Source organism: Pseudomonas sp. CFBP13509, assembly GCF_005233485.1.
GTDB lineage: Bacteria > Pseudomonadota > Gammaproteobacteria > Pseudomonadales > Pseudomonadaceae > Aquipseudomonas > Aquipseudomonas marginalis.
This window is the reverse complement of the sequence record NZ_QGAA01000017.1, coordinates 1-24,583: the sequence shown is the minus strand read 5'-3', so window position 1 is coordinate 24,583 and position 24,583 is coordinate 1. Positions and strand designations below refer to the sequence as shown.

At 59.5% G+C, this 24,583-nt stretch carries 26 protein-coding genes and 1 tRNA gene; 2 read left to right on the top strand and 25 right to left on the bottom strand.

The window, feature by feature from the left end:
- Positions 1–17 precede the first annotated feature (17 nt).
- From der to trmJ, 19 genes are all read right to left on the bottom strand, one after another.
- Positions 18–1,487, bottom strand: a complete 1,470-nt coding sequence (der, locus tag PspCFBP13509_RS24170) for a ribosome biogenesis GTPase Der (protein WP_065924863.1) — start codon at positions 1,485–1,487, stop codon at positions 18–20.
- A gap of 204 nt (positions 1,488–1,691) precedes the next feature.
- Positions 1,692–2,843, bottom strand: a complete 1,152-nt coding sequence (gene bamB / locus PspCFBP13509_RS24165) for an outer membrane protein assembly factor BamB (protein ID WP_065924864.1) — start codon at positions 2,841–2,843, stop codon at positions 1,692–1,694.
- Entirely contained in the window at positions 2,836–3,477 is a 642-nt protein-coding gene (locus tag PspCFBP13509_RS24160) for a YfgM family protein (RefSeq protein WP_027605420.1), read from the bottom strand. Before PspCFBP13509_RS24160 ends, bamB begins: the two co-directional genes overlap by 8 nt.
- 41 nt (positions 3,478–3,518) lie before the next feature.
- Positions 3,519–4,808: a histidine--tRNA ligase gene (hisS, locus tag PspCFBP13509_RS24155; protein WP_065924865.1), complete on the bottom strand. Its 1,290-nt coding sequence runs from the start codon at positions 4,806–4,808 to the stop codon at positions 3,519–3,521.
- A 23-nt stretch (positions 4,809–4,831) separates the two neighbouring features.
- On the bottom strand, positions 4,832–5,941 hold the full coding sequence (gene ispG / locus PspCFBP13509_RS24150; RefSeq protein WP_003175952.1) for a flavodoxin-dependent (E)-4-hydroxy-3-methylbut-2-enyl-diphosphate synthase: 1,110 nt from the start codon (positions 5,939–5,941) through the stop codon (positions 4,832–4,834).
- 2 nt (positions 5,942–5,943) lie between these two features.
- Entirely contained in the window at positions 5,944–6,945 is a 1,002-nt protein-coding gene (locus PspCFBP13509_RS24145) for a RodZ domain-containing protein (RefSeq protein ID WP_065924866.1), read from the bottom strand.
- Complete coding sequence (gene pilW, locus PspCFBP13509_RS24140) at positions 6,945–7,703, bottom strand: type IV pilus biogenesis/stability protein PilW (protein ID WP_137212801.1); 759 nt, start codon at positions 7,701–7,703, stop codon at positions 6,945–6,947. Before pilW ends, PspCFBP13509_RS24145 begins: the two co-directional genes overlap by 1 nt.
- Positions 7,704–7,715: 12 nt before the next feature.
- Positions 7,716–8,864, bottom strand: coding sequence for a 23S rRNA (adenine(2503)-C(2))-methyltransferase RlmN (gene rlmN, locus PspCFBP13509_RS24135; RefSeq protein ID WP_137212800.1), 1,149 nt, complete (start codon positions 8,862–8,864; stop codon positions 7,716–7,718).
- Between the two features lie 29 nt (positions 8,865–8,893).
- Entirely contained in the window at positions 8,894–9,319 is a 426-nt protein-coding gene (ndk, locus tag PspCFBP13509_RS24130) for a nucleoside-diphosphate kinase (RefSeq protein ID WP_017846179.1), read from the bottom strand.
- A gap of 91 nt (positions 9,320–9,410) precedes the next feature.
- Entirely contained in the window at positions 9,411–9,611 is a 201-nt protein-coding gene (gene iscX / locus PspCFBP13509_RS24125; protein WP_065924868.1) for a Fe-S cluster assembly protein IscX, read from the bottom strand.
- A 14-nt stretch (positions 9,612–9,625) separates the two neighbouring features.
- Positions 9,626–9,967, bottom strand: a complete 342-nt coding sequence (gene fdx / locus PspCFBP13509_RS24120; protein WP_016971995.1) for an ISC system 2Fe-2S type ferredoxin — start codon at positions 9,965–9,967, stop codon at positions 9,626–9,628.
- Positions 9,968–9,970: 3 nt separating this feature from the next.
- Complete coding sequence (gene hscA / locus PspCFBP13509_RS24115; protein WP_065939251.1) at positions 9,971–11,833, bottom strand: Fe-S protein assembly chaperone HscA; 1,863 nt, start codon at positions 11,831–11,833, stop codon at positions 9,971–9,973.
- A 53-nt stretch (positions 11,834–11,886) separates the two neighbouring features.
- Positions 11,887–12,408, bottom strand: a complete 522-nt coding sequence (gene hscB / locus PspCFBP13509_RS24110; RefSeq protein WP_027605413.1) for a co-chaperone HscB — start codon at positions 12,406–12,408, stop codon at positions 11,887–11,889.
- Between the two features lie 8 nt (positions 12,409–12,416).
- Positions 12,417–12,740, bottom strand: coding sequence for an iron-sulfur cluster assembly protein IscA (gene iscA / locus PspCFBP13509_RS24105; RefSeq protein WP_024077295.1), 324 nt, complete (start codon positions 12,738–12,740; stop codon positions 12,417–12,419).
- A gap of 28 nt (positions 12,741–12,768) precedes the next feature.
- Positions 12,769–13,155, bottom strand: coding sequence for a Fe-S cluster assembly scaffold IscU (gene iscU, locus PspCFBP13509_RS24100; protein WP_003175965.1), 387 nt, complete (start codon positions 13,153–13,155; stop codon positions 12,769–12,771).
- 99 nt (positions 13,156–13,254) lie between these two features.
- Complete coding sequence (locus tag PspCFBP13509_RS24095; RefSeq protein ID WP_017530022.1) at positions 13,255–14,469, bottom strand: IscS subfamily cysteine desulfurase; 1,215 nt, start codon at positions 14,467–14,469, stop codon at positions 13,255–13,257.
- 50 nt (positions 14,470–14,519) lie between these two features.
- Complete coding sequence (gene iscR, locus PspCFBP13509_RS24090; RefSeq protein ID WP_003194020.1) at positions 14,520–15,011, bottom strand: Fe-S cluster assembly transcriptional regulator IscR; 492 nt, start codon at positions 15,009–15,011, stop codon at positions 14,520–14,522.
- 300 nt (positions 15,012–15,311) lie between these two features.
- Positions 15,312–16,094 (bottom strand): serine O-acetyltransferase, encoded by a 783-nt coding sequence (gene cysE, locus PspCFBP13509_RS24085; protein ID WP_065924871.1) that lies wholly within the window; start codon positions 16,092–16,094, stop codon positions 15,312–15,314.
- Between the two features lie 2 nt (positions 16,095–16,096).
- Complete coding sequence (gene trmJ, locus PspCFBP13509_RS24080; RefSeq protein ID WP_027605410.1) at positions 16,097–16,867, bottom strand: tRNA (cytosine(32)/uridine(32)-2'-O)-methyltransferase TrmJ; 771 nt, start codon at positions 16,865–16,867, stop codon at positions 16,097–16,099.
- Between the two features lie 145 nt (positions 16,868–17,012).
- On the opposite strand from trmJ, the gene suhB reads away from it, so the two are divergent.
- Entirely contained in the window at positions 17,013–17,828 is an 816-nt protein-coding gene (suhB, locus tag PspCFBP13509_RS24075) for a type III secretion system regulator SuhB (RefSeq protein ID WP_003175971.1), read from the top strand.
- 108 nt (positions 17,829–17,936) lie between these two features.
- Here the strand turns inward: suhB and PspCFBP13509_RS24070 are convergent, their stop codons facing one another.
- From PspCFBP13509_RS24070 to queA, 6 genes are all read right to left on the bottom strand, one after another.
- Positions 17,937–18,479 (bottom strand): glycine zipper 2TM domain-containing protein, encoded by a 543-nt coding sequence (locus PspCFBP13509_RS24070; protein ID WP_015885750.1) that lies wholly within the window; start codon positions 18,477–18,479, stop codon positions 17,937–17,939.
- Positions 18,480–18,603: 124 nt separating this feature from the next.
- Positions 18,604–19,518 (bottom strand): protein translocase subunit SecF, encoded by a 915-nt coding sequence (gene secF / locus PspCFBP13509_RS24065; RefSeq protein WP_065924872.1) that lies wholly within the window; start codon positions 19,516–19,518, stop codon positions 18,604–18,606.
- Between the two features lie 9 nt (positions 19,519–19,527).
- On the bottom strand, positions 19,528–21,396 hold the full coding sequence (gene secD, locus PspCFBP13509_RS24060) for a protein translocase subunit SecD (protein WP_027605408.1): 1,869 nt from the start codon (positions 21,394–21,396) through the stop codon (positions 19,528–19,530).
- Between the two features lie 62 nt (positions 21,397–21,458).
- Positions 21,459–21,797, bottom strand: coding sequence for a preprotein translocase subunit YajC (gene yajC / locus PspCFBP13509_RS24055; protein ID WP_003175975.1), 339 nt, complete (start codon positions 21,795–21,797; stop codon positions 21,459–21,461).
- A gap of 43 nt (positions 21,798–21,840) precedes the next feature.
- A complete protein-coding gene (gene tgt, locus PspCFBP13509_RS24050) occupies positions 21,841–22,956 on the bottom strand; it encodes a tRNA guanosine(34) transglycosylase Tgt (RefSeq protein ID WP_161985738.1) in 1,116 nt (371 codons plus the stop codon).
- Between the two features lie 5 nt (positions 22,957–22,961).
- Complete coding sequence (gene queA / locus PspCFBP13509_RS24045) at positions 22,962–24,011, bottom strand: tRNA preQ1(34) S-adenosylmethionine ribosyltransferase-isomerase QueA (RefSeq protein ID WP_065939254.1); 1,050 nt, start codon at positions 24,009–24,011, stop codon at positions 22,962–22,964.
- Between the two features lie 108 nt (positions 24,012–24,119).
- Between queA and PspCFBP13509_RS24040 the strand changes: the two genes are divergently transcribed.
- Positions 24,120–24,204, top strand: a tRNA-Leu gene (locus PspCFBP13509_RS24040).
- The last annotated feature ends 379 nt before the right edge of the window (positions 24,205–24,583 follow it).

The following is a 24,583-nucleotide window of genomic DNA, read 5'->3' as shown; positions in this document are numbered from 1 at the left end:
CTTACAACTTGCAGCTGCTACTTTTTATCCCTGCGCTTCTTGTCGGCCTTCTTGTGGTGAGTCATCAAACGACGCTTCTTGTTCACCTGCCGGTCAGTCAATGTGTTCTTGTTGCCTTCGTACGGGTTCTCGCCACCCTTGAACTCGATACGGATCGGCGTACCGACCAGTTTCAGGACACGGCGGTAGGTGTTTTCCAGGTAACGCACGTAGGACTTGGGCACCTTCTCGATCTGGTTACCGTGGATCACGATAATCGGCGGGTTGGCACCACCCAAGTGGGCGTAACGCAGTTTGATCCGGCGGTTGTTGACCATCGGCGGTGCGTGCTCGCCAACGGCGTCTTCGAGGATCTGGGTCAGACGGTTGGTCGGCCAACGGGTAACGGCGGACTTGAACGAGTTCTGTACGGAAGCGTAGAGGTTACCCACACCCGTGCCGTGCAGGGCCGAGATAAAGTGGATATCGGCGAACTCGACGAAGAACAGGCGGCGCTGCAGCTCGATCTTGACGAAATCGCGCTCGCTCGGCGTCATGCCGTCCCACTTGTTGATCGCGATGACCAGGGCACGACCGGCTTCGAGGGCAAAACCCAGCAGGTTGAGGTCGTGGTCCACCACGCCTTCGCGGGCGTCCATCACGAAGATCACCACGTTGGCGTCTTTGATCGCCTGCAGGGTTTTCACCACGGAGAACTTTTCAACTTCCTCGTGGATCTTGCCGCGCTTGCGCACACCGGCGGTGTCGATCAGCGTGTACTTCTCGTCGTTACGCTCGAACGGGATGTAGATGCTGTCGCGGGTGGTGCCGGGCTGGTCGTAGACGATTACCCGGTCTTCACCGAGCATGCGGTTGACCAGGGTCGACTTGCCCACGTTCGGGCGACCGATGATCGCAATCTTGATACCGTCTTTTTCGCTTGGGCCAGGAATGCGCTTGGCTTCCTCGCCTTCGGCAACGATCTCTTCTTCGCCTTCTTCTTCCTCGGCGTCATCCTTAGGGAAGTCGCGCAGGGCGACTTCCAGCATCTGGGTGATGCCGCGACCGTGGGCACCGGCGACCGGGATCGCGTCGCCAAGCCCCATCGGGCTGAATTCGGCACGGGCCGCCTCAGGATCGATGTTGTCGATCTTGTTGGCGACCAGATAGGAACGCTTGTTGCGCTTGCGCAGGTGCTCGCCAATCATCTGGTCGGCAGCGGTGTAGCCCGCGCGGGCGTCCACCAGGAACAACACGACATCGGCTTCTTCAATGGCCAGCAGGGACTGCTCGGCCATCTTTTCGTCCATGCCATGCTCATCACCGGAGATACCACCGGTGTCGACAATAATGTAGGAGCGCCCTTGCCACTTTGCCTCACCGTATTGGCGATCACGGGTCAGACCGGACAAGTCGCCGACAATGGCGTCACGAGTCCTGGTCAGGCGGTTGAACAAGGTGGACTTGCCGACGTTAGGTCGGCCCACCAGGGCGATTACGGGAACCATGCGGCTCTCCACTTCGTTATTTCAGAAAATACAAAAGCCGCTGCAAGGCAGCGGCTGGTGCTCGACTGTAGGAGCGAGCTTGCTCGCGAAAAACGCAATGGCACCGCGTTTATTCAGATAGCACGCGTTATCGTTAACGATTTTCGCGAGCAAGCTCGCTCCTACAGGTGAAGCTGCTTGAGGGGTTACCCCCAAGCATAGTTCTTACTTGATGGTCAGGGCTTCCAGCTTGCCGCTGTTGCCAAACACATAAAGCATGTTGCCCACCACCAGCGGACGAGCACGCAGGCCGTCGCTGTCGATACGCTCACGACCTACAAAACGACCATCCACCTGGCTCAGCAGGTGCAGGTAGCCTTCGAAGTCGCCGACCGCTACATAGCTGGAGAACACTTCCGGAGCCGACAGTTGACGACGGGCCAGGGAGTCATTGCTCCACAGTGCAGTGGTGGAACGCTCGTCGACACTTTCAACGGTGCCGGACGCCAGGCTTACGTAGACGCTGCCAAACCCTTGGGCGACACCCGCATAACTGGAAGCATCGCGCTGCCAGTTGACACGGCCGCTCTGCAGGTCCAGCGCGGCAACGCGGCCTTGGTAAGTGGCGACGTAGAGGGTTTCGCCCGACAGCAGCAAGCCACCGTCGATGTCCACTACGCGATCCAGCTCGGAACGACCTTGGGGGATGGCCACACGGGTTTCCCAGGCAGGCACGCCGTTCCTGGTGTCCAGGGCGACTACTTTACCGGTCGACAGGCCTGCAACGGCCAGATTGTTGGTCACAACCGGACCACTGGTACCGCGCAAGGTCAGCACCGCCGGGGTGCTGTCGTACAACCAACGCTGTTCGCCGGTGCTGGCGTCCAGGCCGATCACACGGTCATCCTGGGTTTGCACCACGACGATATCGCCGTTGGTGGCAGGCGGTGCGAGGACTTCACTGGTCACGCGAGCGCGCCATTTCTCTTCACCGGTGCTGGAGTCCAGCGCCACGACTTCGCCCTTGAGCGTGCCGAGCATGACCATGCCGTAACCCACGCCTACGGCGCCGGACACCGGCAATTCAAGGTCTTTCTTCCACTTCACGTCGCCGTTCATGCGATCCATGGAGATCACCACGCCGGTTACGTCAGCGGCCACAATGTTGTCACCGTCGATTGCCGGCACCAGCATATTGTAGGTCTCGCCCTGGCCGTCACCGATGGAGCGGCTCCATTGCTTTTGCAGGACGACTTCTTCCTTGAAGCTGGTCAGCTCGGCCGGAGGCAGTTCTTTTTTACTGTTGCTGCTGCAACCCGCGGCCAGAACGGCCAGAGCCAGCAATGCTGCATGTTTCCAACGGATCACGTCATGCATCCCCTTTGGCCAGGTCGTCCAGCTTGATTTGTAAGCCACCGACTGCCGCTTCATCAGACAGCGCCGCCTTGGCTTTCTTGTACGCAGCATTGGCTTCGTCGGTACGACCCAATTGGACCAACAGGTCGCCCTTGAGCTCTTCGCGAGTGGCTACAAATGCCTTGTCCGCATCGCCGTCGAGCAGTTTGAGTGCTTCGTCAGCCTTGTTCTGTGCCGCCAATACCTGGGCCAGGCGCTGACGCGCGATTTCACCCAGGGTCGGGTTGGTCGGCTTGTCGGCGATGGCCTTGAGTTCTGCGGCGGCGTCATCCAGCTTGCCGGTATCGACCGCGACTTTCGCGACGAACAGGCTGCCGTATTGGGCGTAGGTGCTGCCGCCGAATTCGTTCTTCAGCTTGCCGGCCAGGTCTGCAACCTGCGCGGGGTCGGGCTTGCCGTCCGGGGTCAGTGTAGTTTCCAGCAATTGCTGATAAACGATCGAGGCGCCCTGGGACTGGTTGGCCTGATACTTTGTCCAGGCTTGCCAGCCGAACACCACCACTAAAGCCAGCAGACCGCCAGTAACCAGGGGCTTGCCGTTACGCTGCCACCAGTCCTTGAACTCGGCCAACTGCTCATCATCAGTACTCGACACCCCAATACTCCTTAATCGCTAAATTCGGCTGTTCGACAGCTTCAACCCTGCACGACGCAGGTGGCCAAGTGCGCAGCGAGCGCATCAAAGGCAATGTTCTGTTGCTCGCCCTGGCCACGCAGGGGTTTGAAACCTATCACTTGCTGGGCCAGCTCGTCATCGCCCAGGATCAGTGCGTACAGTGCACCGCTCTTGTCGGCCTTCTTGAACTGGCTCTTGAAGCTGCCTGCGCCGGCATTGACCTGAAGGCGCAGGTTTGGCAACTGGTCACGTACTTTTTCGCTCAGGGCCAGGGCGGCCAGTTCGGCGGCCTCGCCAAAGGCACACAGGTACACGTCCACCTGACGGGAGATTTCTTCCGGAACCTTCTCCAGGGTTTCCAGCAGCAGGATCAGCCGCTCGATCCCCATGGCGAAGCCCACGCCGGTGGTCGGCTTGCCGCCCATCTGCTCGACCAGCCCGTCGTAACGGCCACCCGCACACACGGTGCCCTGGGCGCCGAGCTTGTCGGTGACCCACTCGAACACGGTCTTGCTGTAGTAATCGAGGCCACGCACCAGCTTGGTATTGATCACGAACGGAATGCCGGCCGCGTCCAGACGAGCCTTGAGGCCTTCGAAGTGAATGCGGGATTCGTCGTCCAGGTAATCGGCCATTTTCGGCGCATTGACCAGCACGGCCTGGGTGTCGGCGTTCTTGGTATCGAGGACGCGCAACGGGTTGGTCTTCAGACGACGCTGGCTGTCTTCATCCAACTTGTCCAGGTGGGCGGACAGGTACTCGACCAGGGCCACTTTATAGCGGCCGCGGGATTCACTGGTGCCCAGGCTGTTGAGCTCAAGCTTGACCGCGTCGCGGATGCCCAGCAGGCCCCATAGGCGCCACGTCAGCACGATCAGCTCCGCGTCGATGTCCGGGCCGTCGATGTTGAATACTTCCAGGCCGATCTGATGAAACTGGCGATAACGGCCTTTCTGTGGACGTTCGTGACGGAACATCGGGCCGATGTACCACAGTTTCTGCGGCTGGCCAGCACCGGTGAGGCCATGCTCAAGCACGGCGCGCACGCACGCGGCAGTACCTTCCGGACGCAAGGTCAGGGAGTCGCCGTTACGGTCTTCAAAGGTGTACATCTCTTTTTCGACGATGTCGGTCACTTCACCGATGGAGCGTTTGAACAGCTCGGTGAACTCGACGATCGGCATGCGGATCTGCTTGTAACCGTAGTTATCCAGCAGGCGCGCGACAGTACCCTCGAGGTAGCGCCACAACGGCGTTTGCTCCGGCAGGATGTCGTTCATGCCACGAATGGCTTGCAGAGACTTGCTCACATCAAATCCTTAAATTCGTTCAATCAGCCGCGAGCGATCAGCGCTGCGTCAGCCGCGACCTTTTCGGCCGCTTTCTCGCGGATCAGCTTTTCCAGCTCATCCACCAGATTGTCATTCGTTAACTTCTGCGACGGCTTACCGTCGATGTAAATCAGGTTCGGTGTACCGCCGGTCAAGCCCACATGGGCTTCCTTGGCTTCACCCGGGCCGTTGACCACACAACCGATCACTGCAACATCCAGCGGCACCAGCAGGTCTTCGAGGCGCAACTCCAGGTCGTTCATGGTTTTCACCACGTCGAAGTTCTGCCGCGAGCAACTCGGGCAGGCAATGAAGTTGATGCCGCGTGAACGCAAACGCAGGGATTTGAGAATGTCGTAGCCGACTTTCACTTCCTCTACCGGGTCTGCCGCCAACGAGATGCGGATAGTATCGCCAATCCCTTCGGCGAGCAGCATACCGAGACCCACCGCAGATTTCACTGTGCCTGAGCGCAAACCGCCGGCTTCGGTGATGCCCAAGTGCAGCGGCTGCACGATTTCCTTGGCCAGCAGGCGGTAGGCTTCCACCGCCATGAACACGTCGGAGGCCTTTACGCTGACCTTGAAGTCCTGGAAGTTCAGGCGTTCGAGGTGTTCAACATGACGCAGTGCAGACTCGACCAGCGCTGCCGGGGTCGGCTCGCCGTACTTCTTTTGCAGGTCTTTTTCCAGGGAACCGGCGTTGACGCCGATGCGGATCGGGATCCCGCGATCACGGGCAGCGTCCACCACAGCGCGCACACGGTCTTCACGACCGATGTTGCCCGGGTTGATGCGCAGGCAATCGACACCCAACTCGGCCACGCGCAAGGCGATCTTGTAGTCGAAGTGAATGTCGGCAACCAGCGGCACCTTGACCAGCTGCTTGATGCGACCGAAAGCCTCGGCAGCGTCCATGTCCGGGACGGATACCCGAACGATGTCTACACCGGCCGCTTCCAGGCGATTGATCTGGGCAACGGTAGCGGCAACGTCATTGGTGTCGCTGTTGGTCATGCTCTGTACCGCGATGGGGGCGTCGCCACCCACCGGCACCGAGCCGACCCAGATCTTGCGCGATACGCGACGTTTGATTGGAGATTCGCCGTGCATGACTATTGTCCCAACTTCAGGCGAGCGGTCTCGCCAGTGGTGAACGGCGCTACGTCTACAGGCTGGCCGTTGTAGGCCACTTGCGCGCCACGGGCGAAGCCCAGACGCAGCGTCAAAGGAGGCTTGCCGCCCAGGTCGAGCGTATCGCCCTTACGCTTGAGACCACTGACCAGCACTTTGCCGTTGCCATCGGTGACTTGCGTCCAGCAGTCAGCGACGAAGGTAATTTGTACACGCCCGTCACCGGCGATCAACGCAGGGGTGGTGGGTGGTGAAATCGCCGGGGCTGCCGGAGCGGTTGGCGCCGTAGTCGCTGGCGCCGGGACCGGAGCAGCCGGTGTATGAGCCTGGGCAACCGGAGCCGCGGGGGTATGGGCTGGCGTGGCCGGTGTCACTGGGGCCGGTACGGCAGCGGTCGGGGCACTTTCCGGTTCGGACGGCTCAGCGGTGGCCGGGGTTTCGGGGGCAGCCTGGCCTTGGGCAACGGCCTGGTCTTCCGGCTCATCCAGCGGATGAATCTGGGTGGTGCCGTCGGCGCTCTCGACTTCGACGTGCTCCATGGCGTTGCTGGTCAGGTCTTTACTGCGCTGGGACGTCTGGTCTTGCCACCAGACGAAACCGCCGCCGATCACGGCGATCAGCAACAACAGGCTGACAATCCGCAGGATTGTGTGGGAAACCCGCACCGGCTCTTCGATGCGACCCAGGCCATGCACATTGCTGCCCTGGGAGTCGGTGCCGGTGAACTGGTCGAATTCCTGGACCAACACGGCCTGGTCGATGCCCAGCAACTTGGCGTAGGCGCGGATATAACCACGGGCGAAGGTATGCCCAGGCAGCTTGTCGAATGCGCCGGCCTCAAGGTTGCCCAGGGAGGTGGTGGTCAAATTGAGCTTGAGGGCCACTTCCGCCAGCGACCAACCATTGCTTTCGCGGGCCTGACGCAAAGTGTCGCCTGGGTTTACGCGATTAGCTGCTACAACTTCCGGGTGCGCCGCTTTCATCATTGCTCCGACAGGTATTGCTGATATTCCGGCGTACCGGGATAGAGTCGTTCGAATTGCTGGCCAAAACGTGCGGCCGTGTCGTGTTCTTCATGAACCGTCGCCAGGCGCACGCCGAGCAATAGACTACGTGCATTTTGCCCGCTGAGCAGGCTAAAACGCTCGTAATAGTCACGTGCCGGCACATAATGCCTGTCTTCGTAGGACAACTCAGCCATTTCGAGCAGCGCTCGTGGCTGATGGCCATTCAAGTGCAGGGCTTTTTCCAGCTGCTGGCGTGCGCTGTCGCGCTGGCCGAGGCGCATCGAGGTCACCCCAAGGTTCTCGAACACCCGCGCGCGCTCAGGATAGAGGGTATCGGTACTGGCTTGCTGGAAATAAAGGGCGGCCTGGTCATAACGCTTTTGCTTGAACAGGAAACTGCCGTAATTGTTCAGCAGTTTCGGATCGGCAGGCCGTGCGGCCAGGGCTTTGTTGAAGTACCGGTCAGCCAGTTCAGGCTCGGCCTGGGCCTGGAACACCAGGGCCAGCGCAGCGTTGGCGTCAGCATCGTCGCTGTCCAGTTCAAGGGCTTTTTTCAACGGCACCTTGGCCTGCTCGCTCATGCCTTGGCGCAGGTAACCCAACCCCAGTTGCACATAGGCAACCCGCGCCTCGTCACGGCCCTTGCCGGTTTGCAAAGGGCTGTCATGGCCCGATGAAACACAACCGGCGGCGAGGCCGGTAACCAGCAGAAGCAGCGCAAGGCGCAAGGGCATAGAGATCCTCTCTCAGATTCGATTCACAGCAATTTGCGGCAGATCGTCGGCGGCGTTCAATTCACGCACGGCGATATAGCGCTCGCTGCGGCGGGTGCGGTCCATCACCTGCCCGACCAATTGACCACAGGCGGCGTCGATGTCTTCACCACGGGTGGTGCGCACGGTGACGTTGTAGCCGGCCTGGTGCAGTTGATCCTGGAAACGGCGAATGGCGTTGTTGCTTGGTCGCTCGTAACCAGAATGTGGAAACGGGTTAAACGGAATCAGGTTGATCTTGCACGGGGTGTTCTTGAGCAGTTCAATCATCTCGACCGCGTGTTTGACCTTGTCGTTAACATCCTTGAGCATGGTGTACTCAATGGTCAGCACACGTTTTTCGCCCAAGGTCGCCATATAACGCTGGCAGGATTCGAGCAGCATCTTAAGCGGATACTTCTTGTTGATCGGCACCAATTGGTTACGCAATGCGTCATTGGGTGCGTGCAGCGACAACGCCAGGGAGACGTCGATGTGCTTGGCCAGCTCATCGATCATCGGGACCACGCCGGAGGTCGACAGGGTCACACGGCGCTTGGAGATGCCGTAGCCCAGGTCGTCCATCATCAGGTGCATGGCTGCGATGACGTTGTCGAAGTTCAGCAGCGGCTCACCCATGCCCATCATCACCACGTTGGTGATGGCACGGTCGACGGTCGCCGGGACGCTGCCAAAGGATTTGTTGGCAATCCACACCTGGCCGATCACTTCGGCGGCAGTGAGGTTGCTATTGAAGCCTTGCTTGCCGGTGGAGCAGAAACTGCAGTCCAGGGCACAGCCTGCCTGGGACGAAACGCACAAGGTACCGCGCTTGCCCTGGGGAATGTACACGGTCTCGACGCAGCTGCCGGACGCTACGCGCACCACCCACTTACGGGTGCCGTCGCTGGAGATGTCCTCGCTGACCACTTCGGGGCCACGTACTTCAGCAATAGCCTTGAGCTTGTCGCGCAGGGCCTTGCTGACGTTCGTCATGGCGTCGAAATCGTCGACGCCAAAGTGGTGAATCCATTTCATTACCTGACCGGCACGGAAACGCTTCTCCCCGATTGAGTCGAAGAATTTTTCCATTTCCTGTTGAGTCAGACCCAGCAGGTTGGTTTTTACAGTCGATGTCGTCATGGATTCACCCTCACTCTTTAAGCCGATGCTTAGCGAGTGGTTACTTCGGTAGCTGCGAAGAAGTACGAGATTTCGCGAGCAGCAGCGGCTTCGGAGTCCGAACCGTGAACAGCGTTGGCGTCGATGGAGTCAGCGAAGTCAGCACGAATGGTGCCGGCAGCGGCTTCTTTAGGGTTGGTAGCGCCCATCAGCTCACGGTTCAGAGCGATGGCGTTTTCGCCTTCCAGAACCTGAACAACAACAGGACCGGAGATCATGAAGGCAACCAGGTCGCCGAAGAAGCCACGAGCGCTGTGCTCAGCGTAGAAGCCTTCAGCTTCAGCCTTGGACAGTTGCTTGAGTTTCGAAGCTACAACCTTCAGGCCGGCTTTTTCGAAACGAGTGGTGATCTCGCCGATGACGTTTTTTGCAACAGCGTCAGGCTTGATGATGGAGAAAGTACGTTGAACAGCCATGGTGTAACTCCAGAAACGGTAATTTACGAAAAATTAAACCCGCGAATTATACGCGGGTTCTTGGGTATTGCCTAACTGCGTAAGGGAGGCGTCAGTCCTGCTCTTCTTTCCAGGCAGTCTGGATAGCTTCCAGGACCTTTTCGCCACCGCGATCGCGCTCATCATCAAAGCCTGGCAAGGCCATGACCATGTCACGCAAAGCAACAAAATTCAGGGAATAGGGATCCGTATCCGGGTTGCCGTCGGCCAACAGGATAGCGATCTCTTGCACATCAACCCATTTAAGACTCATGACACTTCCTTGAATCAGTGCGGCGCTTCGGCCGCATGGTTGAGCGAATATTTCGGAATTTCGACGGTGATGTCTTCAGTCCCGACCTTTGCCTGACAGCTTAGGCGAGAAGTGGCTTCCAGGCCCCAGGCGCGATCAAGAAAATCCTCTTCCAGCTCATCGGCCTCTTCCAGGGTATTGAAGCCTTCGCGAATGATGCAGTGGCAGGTGGTGCAGGCGCACACACCACCACAGGCACTTTCGATCTCGATGTGGTTGTCATGGGCAACTTCGAGGATGGACTTGCCGGTCTCAGCCTCAACAACCATACCGTCCGGGCAATGCTCGGCGTGTGGCAGAAAAATGACCTGCGGCATTAATTATTCCTCGATTTCATTCAGGTTGCGCCCGGCCAGTGCGGCTTTTACCGTCTGATCCATGCGGCGGGCAGCAAAGGCGTCAGTGACCTGCGACAAGCGCTTGGTCTGCTGCTCGATGGCGTAACCATCGTTGCCTTTCATCAGTTCGGCCAGCTCCTGCATCTGCAGGTCGATGACCATGCGCTCTTCGGCATCCAGCAAACGCTCGCCGTCGGCATCCAGGGCGCCCTGCACCGCTTCAAGCAGGCGCTGGGCATCCACTTGTTGCTCGCGCAGTACACGCGCGACCTTGTCGTCACCGGCGTATTGGAACGAATCCTTGAGCATCTTGGCGATTTCACCGTCAGTCAGGCCGTAGGACGGCTTGACCTGGATGCTGGCCTCCACGCCGGACGCCAGCTCGCGCGCGGCGACGCTGAGCAGGCCGTCGGCGTCGACCTGGAAGGTCACGCGAATCTTCGCCGCACCCGCGACCATGGCCGGGATGCCGCGCAATTCAAAGCGCGCCAGGGAGCGGCAGTCACTGATCAGCTCGCGCTCGCCTTGCAGCACATGAATCATCATCGCCGTCTGACCATCTTTATAGGTCGTGAAGTCCTGGGCGCGAGCGACGGGGATGGTGGTGTTCCGTGGAATCACCTTCTCCATCAGCCCGCCCATGGTCTCCAGCCCCAGGGACAGCGGGATCACGTCAAGCAGCAGCAGTTCGCCGCCATCGCGCTTATTGCCGGCCAGGGTATCGGCCTGGATGGCGGCGCCGATGGCGACCACCTGGTCCGGGTCGATTTCCGTCAGCGGCTGGCGACCAAAGGCTTCGGCCACGGCTTCGCGAACCCTTGGCACACGGGTTGAACCGCCGACCATGACCACGGCACCGACGTCTTCCAACTCGATACCGGAGTCACGCACGGCACGACGGCAGGCTTTCAGGCTGCGGGCGATCATCGGTTCGATCAGCGAATCAAAGGCTTCGCGAGTCAGCTTGGCGCACCAACTGCCGTAGGAAACGTCAACAGAAGCAGCGTCAGTCAGCGCCTCCTTGGCGGCACAGGCCGTTTGCAGCAAGTTACGCTGCTCGCCCGGATCCAGGTCAGCGGACAAGCCGGCGCTGCTGATGATCCAACCCGCGATGGCGTGGTCGAAGTCATCGCCACCCAGCGCTGTATCGCCACCGGTAGCCAGTACTTCGAACACGCCGCCAGTCAGGCGCAGGATCGAAATATCAAAAGTGCCACCACCCAGGTCGTAAATAGCGACCAGGCCTTCGGCATGCTGGTCCAGGCCATAGGCCACGGCCGCAGCAGTCGGCTCGTTGAGCAGGCGCAACACGTTCAGGCCGGCGAGTTTCGCCGCGTCCTTTGTGGCCTGGCGCTGGGCATCATCGAAATACGCCGGGACGGTGATCACCGCACCGACCAGTTCGCCACCCAGCGTGGTTTCCGCGCGCTGGCGCAGCACCTTGAGGATATCCGCCGACACTTCCACCGGGCTTTTCGGGCCCTGGACCGTGTCGATGAACGGCATATGGGATTCACCACCGACAAAGCGGTACGGCAGCTGGTCGCCCAATTGCTTGACGTCGGACAGGCCACGACCCATCAAGCGCTTGACCGACAGCACGGTGTTCAAAGGATCGGTAGACGCCGCCAACTTGGCCGACTCACCGACTTCGGTGCGGTCAGCGTGATAGCGCACGGCGGACGGCAGGATCACCTGGCCGTCAGCGTCGGGCAGCGGCTCGGACAGGCCGCTGCGCAAGGCAGCAACCAGGGAATTGGTGGTACCCAGGTCAATCCCCACCGCCAGGCGACGCTGGTGCGGTTGAGGGCTTTGGCCGGGTTCGGCGATTTGCAGTAGAGCCATGGTAATCAGGTCTTATCTGTCTATCAGGCGCGCATCACGGGCAGCACACTGGGTTAATCGTCGAGGCGCTCTTCCAGCTGGCGCACTTCGTAGGTGAGCTTGTCGAGGAACTGCATGCGCCGCATCAGGCGCTCGGCCTGTTCACGTTGCGCTGCATCGTCCCAACAGGCTGCGAAGCTTTCGTTGAGCTCATCCTGGGCAACTTTCAGACGACGCTTGAAGACCGCGACACCCGCCACATCGGCTTCGTCCTGCAGGTCTTCGAGCTCTTCACGCCACTGCATCTGCTGCATCAGGAAGTCCGGGTCGTGCACGGTCACTTCCAGGGGCAACTCGCCACCGTTCATCGCGAGCAGGTAACGCGCGCGCTTCGGTGGGCTTTTGAGCGTCTGATAGGCTTCGTTGAGGCTGGCCGATTGCTCCAGCGCCAAGCGCTGCTCACGCTCGGAAGCGTCAGCGAAGCGGTCCGGATGCACCCCACGCGCCAATTCTCGGTAGCGCGTGGCAAGCTGCTCGAGGTCCAGCCGAAAACTCGGCTGCAGCTCGAATAAAGCGAAATGACAAGGAGTACCCACGAATAGCCTCAGATGTTGAAGCTTTCGCCGCAGCCACATTCACCGCGTACGTTGGGGTTGTTGAACTTGAAGCCTTCGTTCAACCCTTCCTTGACGAAATCGAGTTCGGTGCCGTCCAGGTAAGTCAGGCTTTTAGGGTCGATGATCACTTTCTCGCCGTGACTTTCGAACACCTGGTCCTCATCAACCACCTCGTCGACGAACTCCAGCACATAGGCAAGGCCGGAGCAGCCCGTGGTGCGAACACCCAGACGAATCCCCTCACCTTTACCGCGCCCATCCAGGGAGCGTCGCACGTGCCGCGCAGCCGCTTCTGTCATGCTGATAGCCATCGTTGACTCCTTACTCGTCGCCAAATGCTTAGATCAAGCCTTTCTTCTGCTTGTAGTCGCGAACGGCCGCCTTGATGGCGTCTTCTGCGAGCACGGAGCAGTGGATTTTCACTGGAGGCAGGGCCAGTTCTTCGGCCAGCTGGGTATTGCTGATAGTCACAGCCTCATCCAGGGTCTTGCCTTTCATCCATTCGGTCGCCAGGGAGCTGGAGGCGATGGCCGAACCGCAGCCGTAAGTCTTGAACTTGGCGTCTTCGATAACGCCAGCGTCGTTGACCTTGATCTGCAGGCGCATTACATCGCCGCACGCCGGAGCGCCGACCATGCCGGTGCCGACATCAGGGTCTTCCGCGTTCATCTTGCCGACGTTGCGCGGGTTTTCGTAGTGGTCGATGACCTTTTCGCTGTAAGCCATGGTACTGAATCCTCACTCATCAGGGCCGCTCTGGAACCCTGTAAAAACGCCTGCGTTTACCGCCACGTTCCTACAGAGCTTGGGTGGCGGCTTCTATAGTTAGTGTGCCGCCCACTCGATCTTGGAAATATCGACACCGTCTTTGTACATGTCCCACAGCGGCGACAGGACGCGCAGCTTGTTGACGGCTTCGCAAACCTTCTGCGCGGCGTAGTCGACTTGCTCTTCGGTGGTGAAGCGGCCGAACGTAAAGCGGATCGAGCTGTGTGCCAGTTCGTCGTTGCGGCCCAGGGCGCGCAGTACGTACGAAGGCTCAAGCGAAGCCGAGGTACAGGCCGAGCCGGACGAAACCGCCAGGTCCTTGAGCGCCATGATCAGCGACTCGCCTTCGACATAGTTGAAGCTCAAATTCAGGTTGTGCGGTACACGGGCAGTCATGCTGCCGTTGATGTACAGCTCTTCAAGGTTCTCGACCTGCTTGTAGAAGCGATCGCTCAGGGCCTTGATACGTACGTTTTCGGCAGCCATGTCTTCCTTGGCTACGCGGAAGGCTTCGCCCATGCCGACGATCTGGTGGGTCGCCAGGGTGCCCGAACGCATGCCGCGCTCGTGACCGCCGCCGTGCATGGTGGCTTCGATGCGCACGCGTGGCTTGCGGCTCACGTACAGTGCGCCGATGCCTTTGGGGCCATAGGTCTTGTGGGCCGAGAACGACATCAGGTCGACTTTCAGCTTGGACAGGTCGATATCGACCTTGCCGGTGGACTGAGCAGCGTCGACGTGCAGCAGGATGCCTTTGGAGCGAGTCAGCTCGCCGATGGCCGCGATGTCGTTGATGGTACCGATCTCGTTATTCACGTGGATCACGGAAACCAGGATGGTGTCTTCACGCAGCGCGGCTTCGATCATGGCCGGGGTGACGATACCGTCGGTGGTTGGCTCAAGGTAAGTGACCTCGAAACCTTCACGCTCCAGTTGGCGCATGGTGTCGAGGACAGCCTTGTGCTCAATTTTGGTGGTGATCAGGTGCTTGCCTTTGGTCGCGTAGAAATGCGCCGCGCCCTTGATAGCCAGGTTGTCGGACTCGGTGGCACCGGAGGTCCAGACGATTTCACGCGGATCTGCGCCAACCAGGTCGGCAACCTGGCGACGAGCGTTCTCGACCGCTTCCTCGGCTTTCCAGCCGAAAACGTGGGAACGGGAGGCCGGGTTGCCGAAGTTTCCGTCGACCAGCAGGCACTCGCTCATCTTTTGCGCGACACGCGGATCAACCGGGGTGGTCGCTGAGTAATCAAGGTAAATCGGCAATTTCATGGACTTTCTCCTAAATCAGGCTGGCTGGCGTGCCGTTAGCTCTTCGGCTGTCACTCGACGGCGGACGCTTCGATCTTGTCCAGACGCGGCGCCTTGGTATTGCAACGGCGCTGGTCCTGACGCTGGGCTACTTCTTGCACCTCACGGCGAGTCACAAGATCAGCCAAGCTGATACCACTCAAAAACTCATGGATCTGCAGGCTCAAGTCACACCACAAGTGGTGCGTCAGGCAAGTGTCGCCGGCGTGGCAGTCACCCAGGCCCTGGCACTTGGTCGCGTCGACGGATTCGTTGACCGCGTCGATCACCTGGGCCACCTGGATGCCCTGCATGTCGCGGGACAGCTGATAGCCGCCGCCCGGCCCACGCACACTGGAGACCAGATTGCTACGGCGCAACTTGGCGAACAGCTGCTCAAGGTAGGACAGGGAAATGCCTTGGCGCTCGGAGATATCGGCCAGGGACACCGGCCCAGTTTGCGCGTGCAAGGCCAAATCAAGCATGGCGGTCACCGCGTATCGGCCTTTTGTAGTCAGTCTCATGGACAAGTACCAAGGTGTTTCAGAATGGGAGCAAGTATGCGATTCCCGAGTATTTAAGTCAACTATAAGACCTAGTACTTTAGTCAGGATTACCCGTAAAAAGGGCGCGCGAATCATAGCAGGACGGGGCGAGGACGAACAGCGGCAGCGCGGCGACGGCTCGATATCGAGACCAATGGAGATCACATGTGGGAGGGTTCTACACCCCGATAGCGGTGGATCAGTCAATATATTGGGTGACTGACAGATGGCCATCGGGGGCGCCCCCTCCCACATGGGCCTAGCAGCAAATGTGAGATCTCAGCCAGCTTTGGTGGCGGGCTCACTCTTGATCTCGGCGAAATCCTCTTCGCGCAGCTCAGGCAGGTCTTTCGCACAGTAGCTGCTGCCCAATTCCTTCAGCGCGCCGCACATACCGTCCAGCTTGCCGTCCACCGCTTGCAGGTGGTCAAGCAACTGGCCGATGGCGCGCGCGACAGGGTCGGGCATGTCTTCGCTGACACCGTAGGCATCGAAACCGATTTTTTCGGCCATGGCCTTGCGCTTGGCTTCCTGCTCATCGCCCACTTCCGGCTTGACGATGATCCGCCCCGGAATCCCCACTACAGTGGCGCCGGCCGGCACGGCCTTGGTCACCACGGCGTTGGAGCCGACTTTGGCGCCAGCGCCTACGGTGAACGGACCAAGCACCTTGGCGCCCGCACCCACCACCACACCATCCTCCAGCGTCGGGTGGCGCTTACCCTTGTTCCAGCTGGTGCCGCCCAATGTCACGCCTTGGTAGAGGGTCACGTCGTCACCAATCTCGGCAGTCTCGCCAATGACGATGCCCATACCGTGATCGATAAAGAAGCGACGTCCCACCTTGGCACCTGGGTGAATCTCGATCCCGGTCAACCAGCGGCCGAAGTTCGACACCAGCCGCGCCAACCATTTCCAGCCCATATTCCACAAGGCGCCGGACAGGCGATGGATCCAGATCGCGTGCATGCCCGGGTAGCAGGTCAGCACCTCAAAGGCGTTGCGCGCCGCCGGGTCACGATGGAAAACACTCTGGATATCTTCTCGCAAACGCTCGAACATTTTTAATCCTTCCGCTTAAGAAGCTCGCCACGGGCCGCTTTCTGGGTTTCCGTGAGGATGCCACGCAATATATTCATTTCCGCTCGACTGACCGAGCTGCGCCCGTACAGGCGGCGCAGGCGCGCCATCAAGTGCCGAGGTTTTTCCGGATCGAGGAATTCGATGGCCACCAGGGTTTGCTCCAGGTGCTCATAGAACCGCTCCAGCTCGTCCATGGTGGCCAGTTCGCCACTCTTGGTCGACGCCACTTCATCCTTCTCTACCTTGCTCGGCTGCCCTTCAGCGGCCAGCCAGGCCATGCGCACTTCGTAACTCAACACCTGCACCGCTGCCCCGAGGTTCAGCGAACTGAACCCAGGGTCTGATGGAATGTGCACGTGATAATGACATCGTTGCAGCTCTTCATTGGTGAGGCCGGAGTCTTCACGGCCGAATACCAGGGCGATTTCAGCACCGCCGGCCGCCTCTTCCACTACCTTGGTACCGCACTCACGCGGATCCAGCAGCGGCCAGGGGATGCGGCGGTCACGGGCGCTGGTGCCAAGCACCAGGTTGCAGCCGACCAAGGCGTCTTCCAGAGTGGCGACCACCTGGGCTTTTTCCAGGATGTCATTGGCGCCGGATGCGCGGGCATCGGCCTCGTGGTGCGGGAACACGCGCGGTTCGACCAGCACCAGGCGCGTCAGCCCCATGTTTTTCATGGCTCGCGCCACCCCGCCGATATTGCCGGGATGACTGGTATTGACCAAGACGACACGAATGTTTTGCAGCAAGGTAGGCGCTCTCGGACACGGGAAAGGGGAGCAAATCTTACAGAACAGCCTAAGGTTATGCCATGAAAGCTAACGTCGTCCTTCACCTGAAGAAAGTTTCTGCTAGAATGCTCGGCTTTCTTTAACAACCTTAGGTGACACATCCATGCAGCCCATGCTGAATATCGCGCTGCGCGCCGCCCGCAGCGCCAGTGAATTGATCTTCCGCTCCATCGAGCGCCTGGATACCATCAAGGTCGACGAAAAAGACGCCAAGGATTATGTGTCCGAGGTGGATCGCGCCGCTGAACAGAAGATCATCGACGCGCTGCGCAAGGCCTACCCTACCCACGGCATCCTCGGCGAGGAAACCGGCCTGCACAAAGGCAGCGGCGAAGGCGAAGACTACCTGTGGATCATCGACCCACTGGATGGCACCACCAACTTCCTGCGCGGCATCCCGCACTTTGCCGTCAGCATTGCCTGCAAATACCGTGGCCGCCTGGAACACGCTGTAGTACTCGATCCTGTTCGCCAGGAAGAATTCACCGCCAGCCGTGGCCGTGGTGCCCAACTGAACGGTCGTCGCCTGCGCGTCAGCGGTCGCACCAGCCTGGATGGCGCCCTGCTGGGTACCGGCTTCCCGTTCCGTGACGACCAGATGGACAACCTGGAGAACTACCTGGGCATGTTCCGCGCCCTGGTTGGCCAGACTGCCGGCATCCGTCGTGCTGGCGCGGCCAGCCTGGACCTGGCCTATGTGGCTGCCGGTCGTTTTGATGCGTTCTGGGAGTCGGGCCTGTCCGAGTGGGACATGGCTGCAGGCGCCCTGCTGATCCAAGAGGCCGGCGGCCTGGTGAGCGACTTCACCGGCGGTCATGATTTCCTGGAAAAAGGCCACGTCGTTGCCGGCAACACCAAATGCTTCAAGGCAGTACTGACGGCGATCCAGCCGCACCTGCCGGCTTCGCTGAAGCGCTAAGCGAGCGAGCAAAAAAAAGCACCCTGCGGGGTGCTTTTTTTATGCCTGGGATTTGCTTGGTGTGAGCTTAAATACCAACACCACCACAAATCAAATACAAGAGAAGACTTACTGCTGGTTCTGGCCCAGGACGAGACGCCCTTCCTTGTCGACTGGAATCTGGCCGCCCGGATCACGATCCATGCGCACCGAACCTTCCTTGCCATCCAAGGTGTAACGCACGTCATAGCCAACGACCTTGTCACTGATGTCGTTGACGGTGTTACAGCGAGTCTGGGTGGTGGTATAGGTATCGCGGTTCTGCATACCTTCCTGAACCTTGTTACCGGCGTAACCACCACCGACCGCACCGGCCACAGTGGCCAGCTTCTTGCCGTTACCGCCACCGACCTGGTTACCCAACAGGCCACCGGCCAGCGCACCAACCACCGTACCGACGATCTGATGTTGATCCTGCACCGGCTTCTGCCGGGTCACTGCGACGTCCTTGCAGACTTCGCGAGGTGTTTTAATCTGGGTTTTCACCGGCTGCACCGCCAGCACTTGCGCATACTCAGGGCCGCTTTTTACCAGGCTGTAGGTGGCAACAGCACCCCCGGCAGTTACACCGACAGCACCCAATACCGCACCAACCAGTAACGACTTGTTCACGTTGAACCTCCTGACCATCACAAACGGACCGAAAGATCCGCGCTATACCCAGCCTTGGAGCAAAAAAAAAGGCACGAGTTCAATACTCGTGCCCTTTTTGTAACAGCAGATCAACAAGCGCCCCTCAAGGACGGTCGTCGACCTCCTTGCCAGTGGCGGCAGGAGGGATCAGGTCTTCGCTGTTGAGGTTCAGCCAGATCAGCACCACGTTGGCGATGTAGATCGACGAGTAGGTGCCTGCCAGGACGCCGATGAACAGCGCCAGGGAGAAGCCCCACAGGTTGTCGCCACCGAAGATCATCAGCGCCGCGATCGCCAGCAAGGTGGAGATCGACGTCGCCATGGTCCGCAGCAGGGTCTGGGTGGTGGAGATGTTGATGTTCTCGATCAGCGACGCCTTGCGCAGTACGCGGAAGTTCTCGCGAACCCGGTCGAATACCACGATGGTGTCATTGAGGGAGTAACCAATGATCGCCAGCACGGCCGCCAGCACGGTCAGGTCGAAGGTGATCTGGAAGTACGCCAGGATACCCACGGTCACGATCACGTCGTGGATCAGCGACACAATGGCGCCGACACCGAACTTCCACTGAAAGCGGAAAGCCAGGTAGATCATGATACCGACCAGCGCCATCAGCATGCCGAGGCCGCCCTGGTCGCGCAGCTCTTCACCCACTTGCGGGCCCACGAACTCGACGCGCTTGACCGACGCAGGGTTGTCACCACCCACCTTCTGCAAGGCTTCGGCTACCTGGTGACCCAGTTGCGGGTCTTCGCCAGGCATGCGCACCAGCAGGTCGGTGGTCGCACCGAAGCTCTGCACGATGGCTTCGTGATAGCCGGCCTTGACCAGTTCACTGCGTACCAGGGTGACGTCGGCGGGCTTCTCGTAGGTCAGCTCGATGAGCGTACCGCCGGTGAAGTCCAGACCGTAGTTCAGGCCCTTATGGAACCAGCTGAACAACGCCAGAACGGTAAGGAGCAAGGTGACGCCGAACGCAATGTTGCGAACGCCCATGAAGTTGATTGTACGTAACATGGCAGCCCCTTAAATCCACAACTTCTTGAAGTCACGCCCGCCAAAGATCAGGTTGACCATTGCGCGGGTCACCATGATGGCCGTGAACATCGAGGTAAAGATACCGAGGGACATGGTTACCGCAAAACCTTTGACCGGGCCGGTGCCCATGGCAAAGAGAATCCCGCCAACCAGCAATGTGGTCAGGTTGGAGTCGAGAATCGCGGTAAATGCCCGGCCGAAGCCTTCGTTGATTGCACGCTGTACGGTCATGCCGGCGGCGATCTCTTCACGAATCCGCGAGAAGATCAGCACGTTGGCGTCTACCGCCATACCCATGGTGAGTACGATACCGGCGATACCTGGCAAGGTCAGCGTAGCGCCCAGCAGCGACATCAGGGCCAGCAGCATCACCATGTTGCCCGCCAGGGCCACGGTGGCAATGATGCCGAAGAAGCGGTAGATGGCGATGATGAACAGCGACACGAACAGCATGCCCCACAAGGCCGCGTCGATACCCTTGGTGATGTTGTCGGCACCCAGGCTCGGGCCGATGGTACGTTCTTCAGCGAAGTACATCGGCGCAGCCAGGCCACCGGCACGCAGCAACAGGGCCAGCTCCGAGGATTCGCCCTGGCCGTTCAGGCCGGTGATGCGGAATTGAGCACCCAGCGGCGACTGGATGGTCGCCAGGCTGATGATCTTCTTCTCTTCCTTGAAGGTCTGCACCGGTACGTCTTTCTCGACGCCGTTGACCATTTGCTTGGTGTAGGTGGTCACCGGGCGCTGCTCGATGAAGATCACCGCCATGCTGCGACCAACGTTGCTGCGCGTGGCGCGGCTCATCAGTTCGCCGCCGTGACCATCCAGGCGGATGTTCACTTCAGGGGTACCGTGCTCGCCGAAACCGGCCTTGGCGTCGGTCACCTGGTCACCGGTGATGATCAAGCCACGCTCGATCAGCGCCGGAGGACGGTTGCCTTCACGGAACTCGAACTCTTCGGAAGTTGCACGGGAAGCACCCGGCTCAGCCGCAAGACGGAACTCCAGGTTGGCGGTTTTACCCAGGATACGCTTGGCTTCAGCGGTGTCCTGCACGCCCGGCAGCTCAACCACGATGCGGTTGGCGCCCTGACGCTGAACAATCGGCTCGGCCACACCCAGCTCGTTGACGCGGTTACGTACCGTGGTCAAGTTCTGCTTGATGGAGTATTCGCGGATTTCCGCGATTTTGGCCGGGCTCATCGCCAGACGCAGTACCGCCTGACCATTCAGGTCGGCCGGTACGATGTCGAAATCGTTGAAGTTCTTGCGGATCAGCGCACGGGCCTGTTCACGGGAGGCCTCGTCAGAGAAGCCCAGCTGGATGGCACCGTTGAGCTGCGGCAGGCTGCGATAACGCAGCTTCTCTTTACGCAGCAGGCTCTTCACGTCGCCTTCATAGACCTTCAGGCGTGCGTCGAGGGCTTTGTCCATGTCGACTTCCAGCAGGAAGTGCACACCACCGGACAAGTCCAGACCCAGCTTCATCGGGTGCGCGCCAATGCTACGCAACCACTGTGGCGTGGTCTGTGCCAGGTTCAGGGCAACAACGTAATCGTCACCCATGGCCTTGCGTACGACATCTTTTGCCGGCAATTGGTCTTCTTGCTTGGTCAGGCGCAACAACCCGCCCTTCGCACCAGCTGCCAATGTTGCCGCTTTAACCTGGATACCCGCGTCGGCCAGCGCCTTGCTCGCGCGCTCCAGGTCAGCCTGGTTGACCTGCAGCGAAGTGCTGGCGCCAGTGATCTGGATCGCCGGGTCATCAGGGTAAAGATTGGGAGCGGAATAAATAAAACCGATCGCCAGCACCGCCAGGATCAGTACGTATTTCCACAGAGGGTATTTGTTCAGCATCACGCCGCCCGCTTATAACGCGGGGCGCCTTGCGCGCCCCGTCGATTGGTAAAGGTTGGAACTTAGATCGCTTTGAGCGTGCCTTTTGGCAGCGTGGCGGCGATGGCGCCCTTCTGGAACTTCATTTCCACGGTGTCGGAGACTTCCAGAACCACGAAAGCATCGGAAACCTTGGTGATCTTGCCCGCGATGCCGCCGGTGGTCACGACTTCGTCGCCTTTCTGCAGGCTGCCCAGCAGGTTCTTCTGCTCTTTGGCACGCTTGGCCTGTGGACGCCAGATCATCAGGTAGAAGATGACCAGGAAGCCGACCAGGAAAATCCACTCGAAACCACCGCCCATAGGGCCGGCAGCAGCAGGCGCAGCGGCGTCAGCCATGGCGTTAGAGATAAAAAAGCTCATTTAGCACTCCAGTTGCAAATAGTGAATCTTAGGGTCGGAAAACTCAGTCCAAGGGCGGCACAGGGAGCCCGCGCTTGGCATAGAAGGCATCGACGAAGGCGGCCAATGTACCCTGTTGAATAGCCTCGCGCAAACCAGCCATCAGGACTTGGTAGTGACGCAAATTGTGGATGGTATTCAACATGCTACCCAGCATTTCCCCGCATTTGTCCAGATGGTGCAGATAAGCACGGGAGAAGTTCTGGCAGGTGTAGCAATCACAGGTGGGATCCAGCGGCGAATCATCATGGCGATGGAACGCGTTACGGATCTTGAGCACGCCTGTATCGATGAACAGATGCCCATTGCGGGCATTACGGGTTGGCATCACGCAATCGAACATGTCCACACCGCGGCGCACACCCTCTACGAGATCTTCGGGTTTGCCAACGCCCATAAGGTAACGAGGTTTGTCAGCGGGCATCAGGCCTGGCAGGTAGTCCAGTACCTTGATCATCTCGTGCTTGGGTTCGCCCACCGACAAACCGCCGATGGCCAGGCCGTCAAAACCGATCTTGTCGAGGCCTTCCAGCGAGCGTTTGCGCAGGCTTTCATGCATGCCGCCCTGGACAATGCCAAACAGCGCCGCGGTGTTGTCGCCATGGGCATTCTTCGAACGCTGGGCCCAACGCAGGGACAGCTCCATGGAAATCCGCGCGACGTCCTCATCAGCCGGGTACGGTGTGCACTCGTCGAAAATCATCACGATGTCCGAGCCCAGGTCGCGTTGCACCTGCATGGACTCTTCCGGGCCCATGAATACCTTGGAACCGTCCACCGGCGAGGCGAAGGTCACGCCCTCCTCCTTGATCTTGCGCATGGCGCCCAGGCTGAACACCTGGAAACCACCCGAGTCCGTGAGGATCGGGCCATGCCACTTCATGAAGTCATGCAGGTCGCCATGCTTCTTGATCACTTCAGTGCCTGGACGCAGCCACAGGTGGAAGGTGTTGCCGAGGATGATCTCGGCGCCGGTGGCGACGATGTCACGCGGCAGCATGCCTTTAACGGTGCCGTAGGTGCCCACGGGCATGAATGCCGGGGTCTCTACCGTACCGCGCGGAAACGTCAGGCGACCGCGACGGGCTTTGCCGTCGGTGGCGAGCAATTCAAACGACATACGACTCATAGTTGTTCCTCTGGGCCGCGCGGCGCCGGATTACGGGTGATAAACATCGCATCACCGTAGCTGAAAAAACGGTATCCATTGTCGATGGCTGCTTTGTACGCCGCCATTGTTTCGGGATAACCCGCGAAGGCCGACACCAGCATCAATAGCGTGGATTCCGGCAAATGGAAGTTGGTCACCAGGCAGTCGACCACATGGAACGGCCGGCCTGGGTAAATAAAGATATCGGTGTCGCCACTGAACGGTTTGAGCACGCCATCACGCGCCGCGCTCTCAAGGGAGCGCACGCTGGTGGTGCCCACCGCAACCACCCGCCCGCCGCGCGCCTTGCAGGCGCTAACTGCGTCCACGACGTCCTGGCTGACTTCCAGCCATTCGCTATGCATATGGTGGTCTTCGATGTTATCCACACGCACCGGCTGAAACGTGCCGGCCCCCACGTGCAGGGTCACATAGGCGGTCTCGACGCCCTTGGCGGCAATCGCATCCAGCAGCAGTTGGTCAAAATGCAGCCCGGCAGTCGGCGCGGCCACGGCACCGAGGCGCTGGGAATAGACCGTTTGATAGCGCTCACGGTCCGAGTCTTCGTCGGGGCGGTCGATATAAGGAGGCAATGGCATATGACCGACGCGCTCCAGCAACGGCAAAACCTCTTCGGCGAACCGGAGTTCGAACAGCGCATCATGACGCGCTACCATCTCGGCTTCACCGCCACCCTCGATGAGGATGCTCGAACCCGGTTTCGGCGACTTGCTGGAGCGTACATGGGCCAGCACACGATGGCTGTCCAACACCCGTTCCACCAGAATTTCCAACTTGCCGCCGGATGCTTTCTGGCCAAACAGCCGTGCCGGGATGACCCGGGTATTGTTGAACACCATCAGATCGCCCGGACGCAAATGCTCAAGCAAATCAGTGAATTGACGGTGTGCGAGGGTGCCGCTGGCCCCGTCCAGGGTCAGCAGTCGACTGGCGCGACGCTCGGCCAAAGGGTGGCGAGCAATCAGCGAATCCGGGAGTTCAAAAGTAAAGTCAGCAACGCGCATGATGGGGTTCGTCTAGCAGGGCCGGGAAGTCTAGCGGAAATAGTGAAAATAGACCATGAAACGTGATTGACCAACGGTAATCTCATCTCTATACTTCGCCGCCATTGAGCCCTGATGGCGGAATTGGTAGACGCGGCGGATTCAAAATCCGTTTTCGAAAGGAGTGGGAGTTCGAGTCTCCCTCGGGGCACCATCTTAAAGAAAGACCTTGAATTTCAAGGTCTTTTTTTTCGTCTGCAGAAAAGCGCCCTGAGGCCGCGACAGCTCCCAGAGAGCGAGATAGCGCGACTCCCCTTCATATCATCATAAAGTCCAGCAGGCCCACTCACAGGCCTTTGCGAGGACGCTAAAACGACCCTTGGTTCCCTGGACCCACCCAAAGTACTGCTAGCGCTTCGAGCGGAGATCCTGTTTCCTTTAATGGGCATGGACTTTAGCACTGAAGACCCTCCCGAGGCGCCTCCTCGCACTTTTCGAGCGCCCAAAACAAAACCCCACCTGCTTTCGCAAATGGGGTTTCGGAATTTAATCTTGACGATGACCTACTCTCACATGGGGAAACCCCACACTAC

Coding starts and splice junctions, on each gene's coding strand:
- der (WP_065924863.1), bottom strand. CDS start 1,487: ATGGTTCCCGTAATCGCCCTGGTGGGCCGACCTAACGTCGGCAAGTCC.
- bamB (WP_065924864.1), bottom strand. CDS start 2,843: ATGCATGACGTGATCCGTTGGAAACATGCAGCATTGCTGGCTCTGGCC.
- ispG (WP_003175952.1), bottom strand. CDS start 5,941: ATGCACGGCGAATCTCCAATCAAACGTCGCGTATCGCGCAAGATCTGG.
- PspCFBP13509_RS24145 (WP_065924866.1), bottom strand. CDS start 6,945: ATGAAAGCGGCGCACCCGGAAGTTGTAGCAGCTAATCGCGTAAACCCA.
- pilW (WP_137212801.1), bottom strand. CDS start 7,703: ATGCCCTTGCGCCTTGCGCTGCTTCTGCTGGTTACCGGCCTCGCCGCC.
- rlmN (WP_137212800.1), bottom strand. CDS start 8,864: ATGACGACATCGACTGTAAAAACCAACCTGCTGGGTCTGACTCAACAG.
- ndk (WP_017846179.1), bottom strand. CDS start 9,319: ATGGCTGTTCAACGTACTTTCTCCATCATCAAGCCTGACGCTGTTGCA.
- iscX (WP_065924868.1), bottom strand. CDS start 9,611: ATGAGTCTTAAATGGGTTGATGTGCAAGAGATCGCTATCCTGTTGGCC.
- fdx (WP_016971995.1), bottom strand. CDS start 9,967: ATGCCGCAGGTCATTTTTCTGCCACACGCCGAGCATTGCCCGGACGGT.
- hscA (WP_065939251.1), bottom strand. CDS start 11,833: ATGGCTCTACTGCAAATCGCCGAACCCGGCCAAAGCCCTCAACCGCAC.
- iscA (WP_024077295.1), bottom strand. CDS start 12,740: ATGGCTATCAGCATGACAGAAGCGGCTGCGCGGCACGTGCGACGCTCC.
- iscU (WP_003175965.1), bottom strand. CDS start 13,155: ATGGCTTACAGCGAAAAGGTCATCGACCACTACGAAAACCCGCGCAAC.
- PspCFBP13509_RS24095 (WP_017530022.1), bottom strand. CDS start 14,469: ATGAAATTGCCGATTTACCTTGATTACTCAGCGACCACCCCGGTTGAT.
- iscR (WP_003194020.1), bottom strand. CDS start 15,011: ATGAGACTGACTACAAAAGGCCGATACGCGGTGACCGCCATGCTTGAT.
- cysE (WP_065924871.1), bottom strand. CDS start 16,094: ATGTTCGAGCGTTTGCGAGAAGATATCCAGAGTGTTTTCCATCGTGAC.
- suhB (WP_003175971.1), top strand. CDS start 17,013: ATGCAGCCCATGCTGAATATCGCGCTGCGCGCCGCCCGCAGCGCCAGT.
- secF (WP_065924872.1), bottom strand. CDS start 19,518: ATGTTACGTACAATCAACTTCATGGGCGTTCGCAACATTGCGTTCGGC.
- secD (WP_027605408.1), bottom strand. CDS start 21,396: ATGCTGAACAAATACCCTCTGTGGAAATACGTACTGATCCTGGCGGTG.
- yajC (WP_003175975.1), bottom strand. CDS start 21,797: ATGAGCTTTTTTATCTCTAACGCCATGGCTGACGCCGCTGCGCCTGCT.
- tgt (WP_161985738.1), bottom strand. CDS start 22,956: ATGTCGTTTGAATTGCTCGCCACCGACGGCAAAGCCCGTCGCGGTCGC.
- queA (WP_065939254.1), bottom strand. CDS start 24,011: ATGCGCGTTGCTGACTTTACTTTTGAACTCCCGGATTCGCTGATTGCT.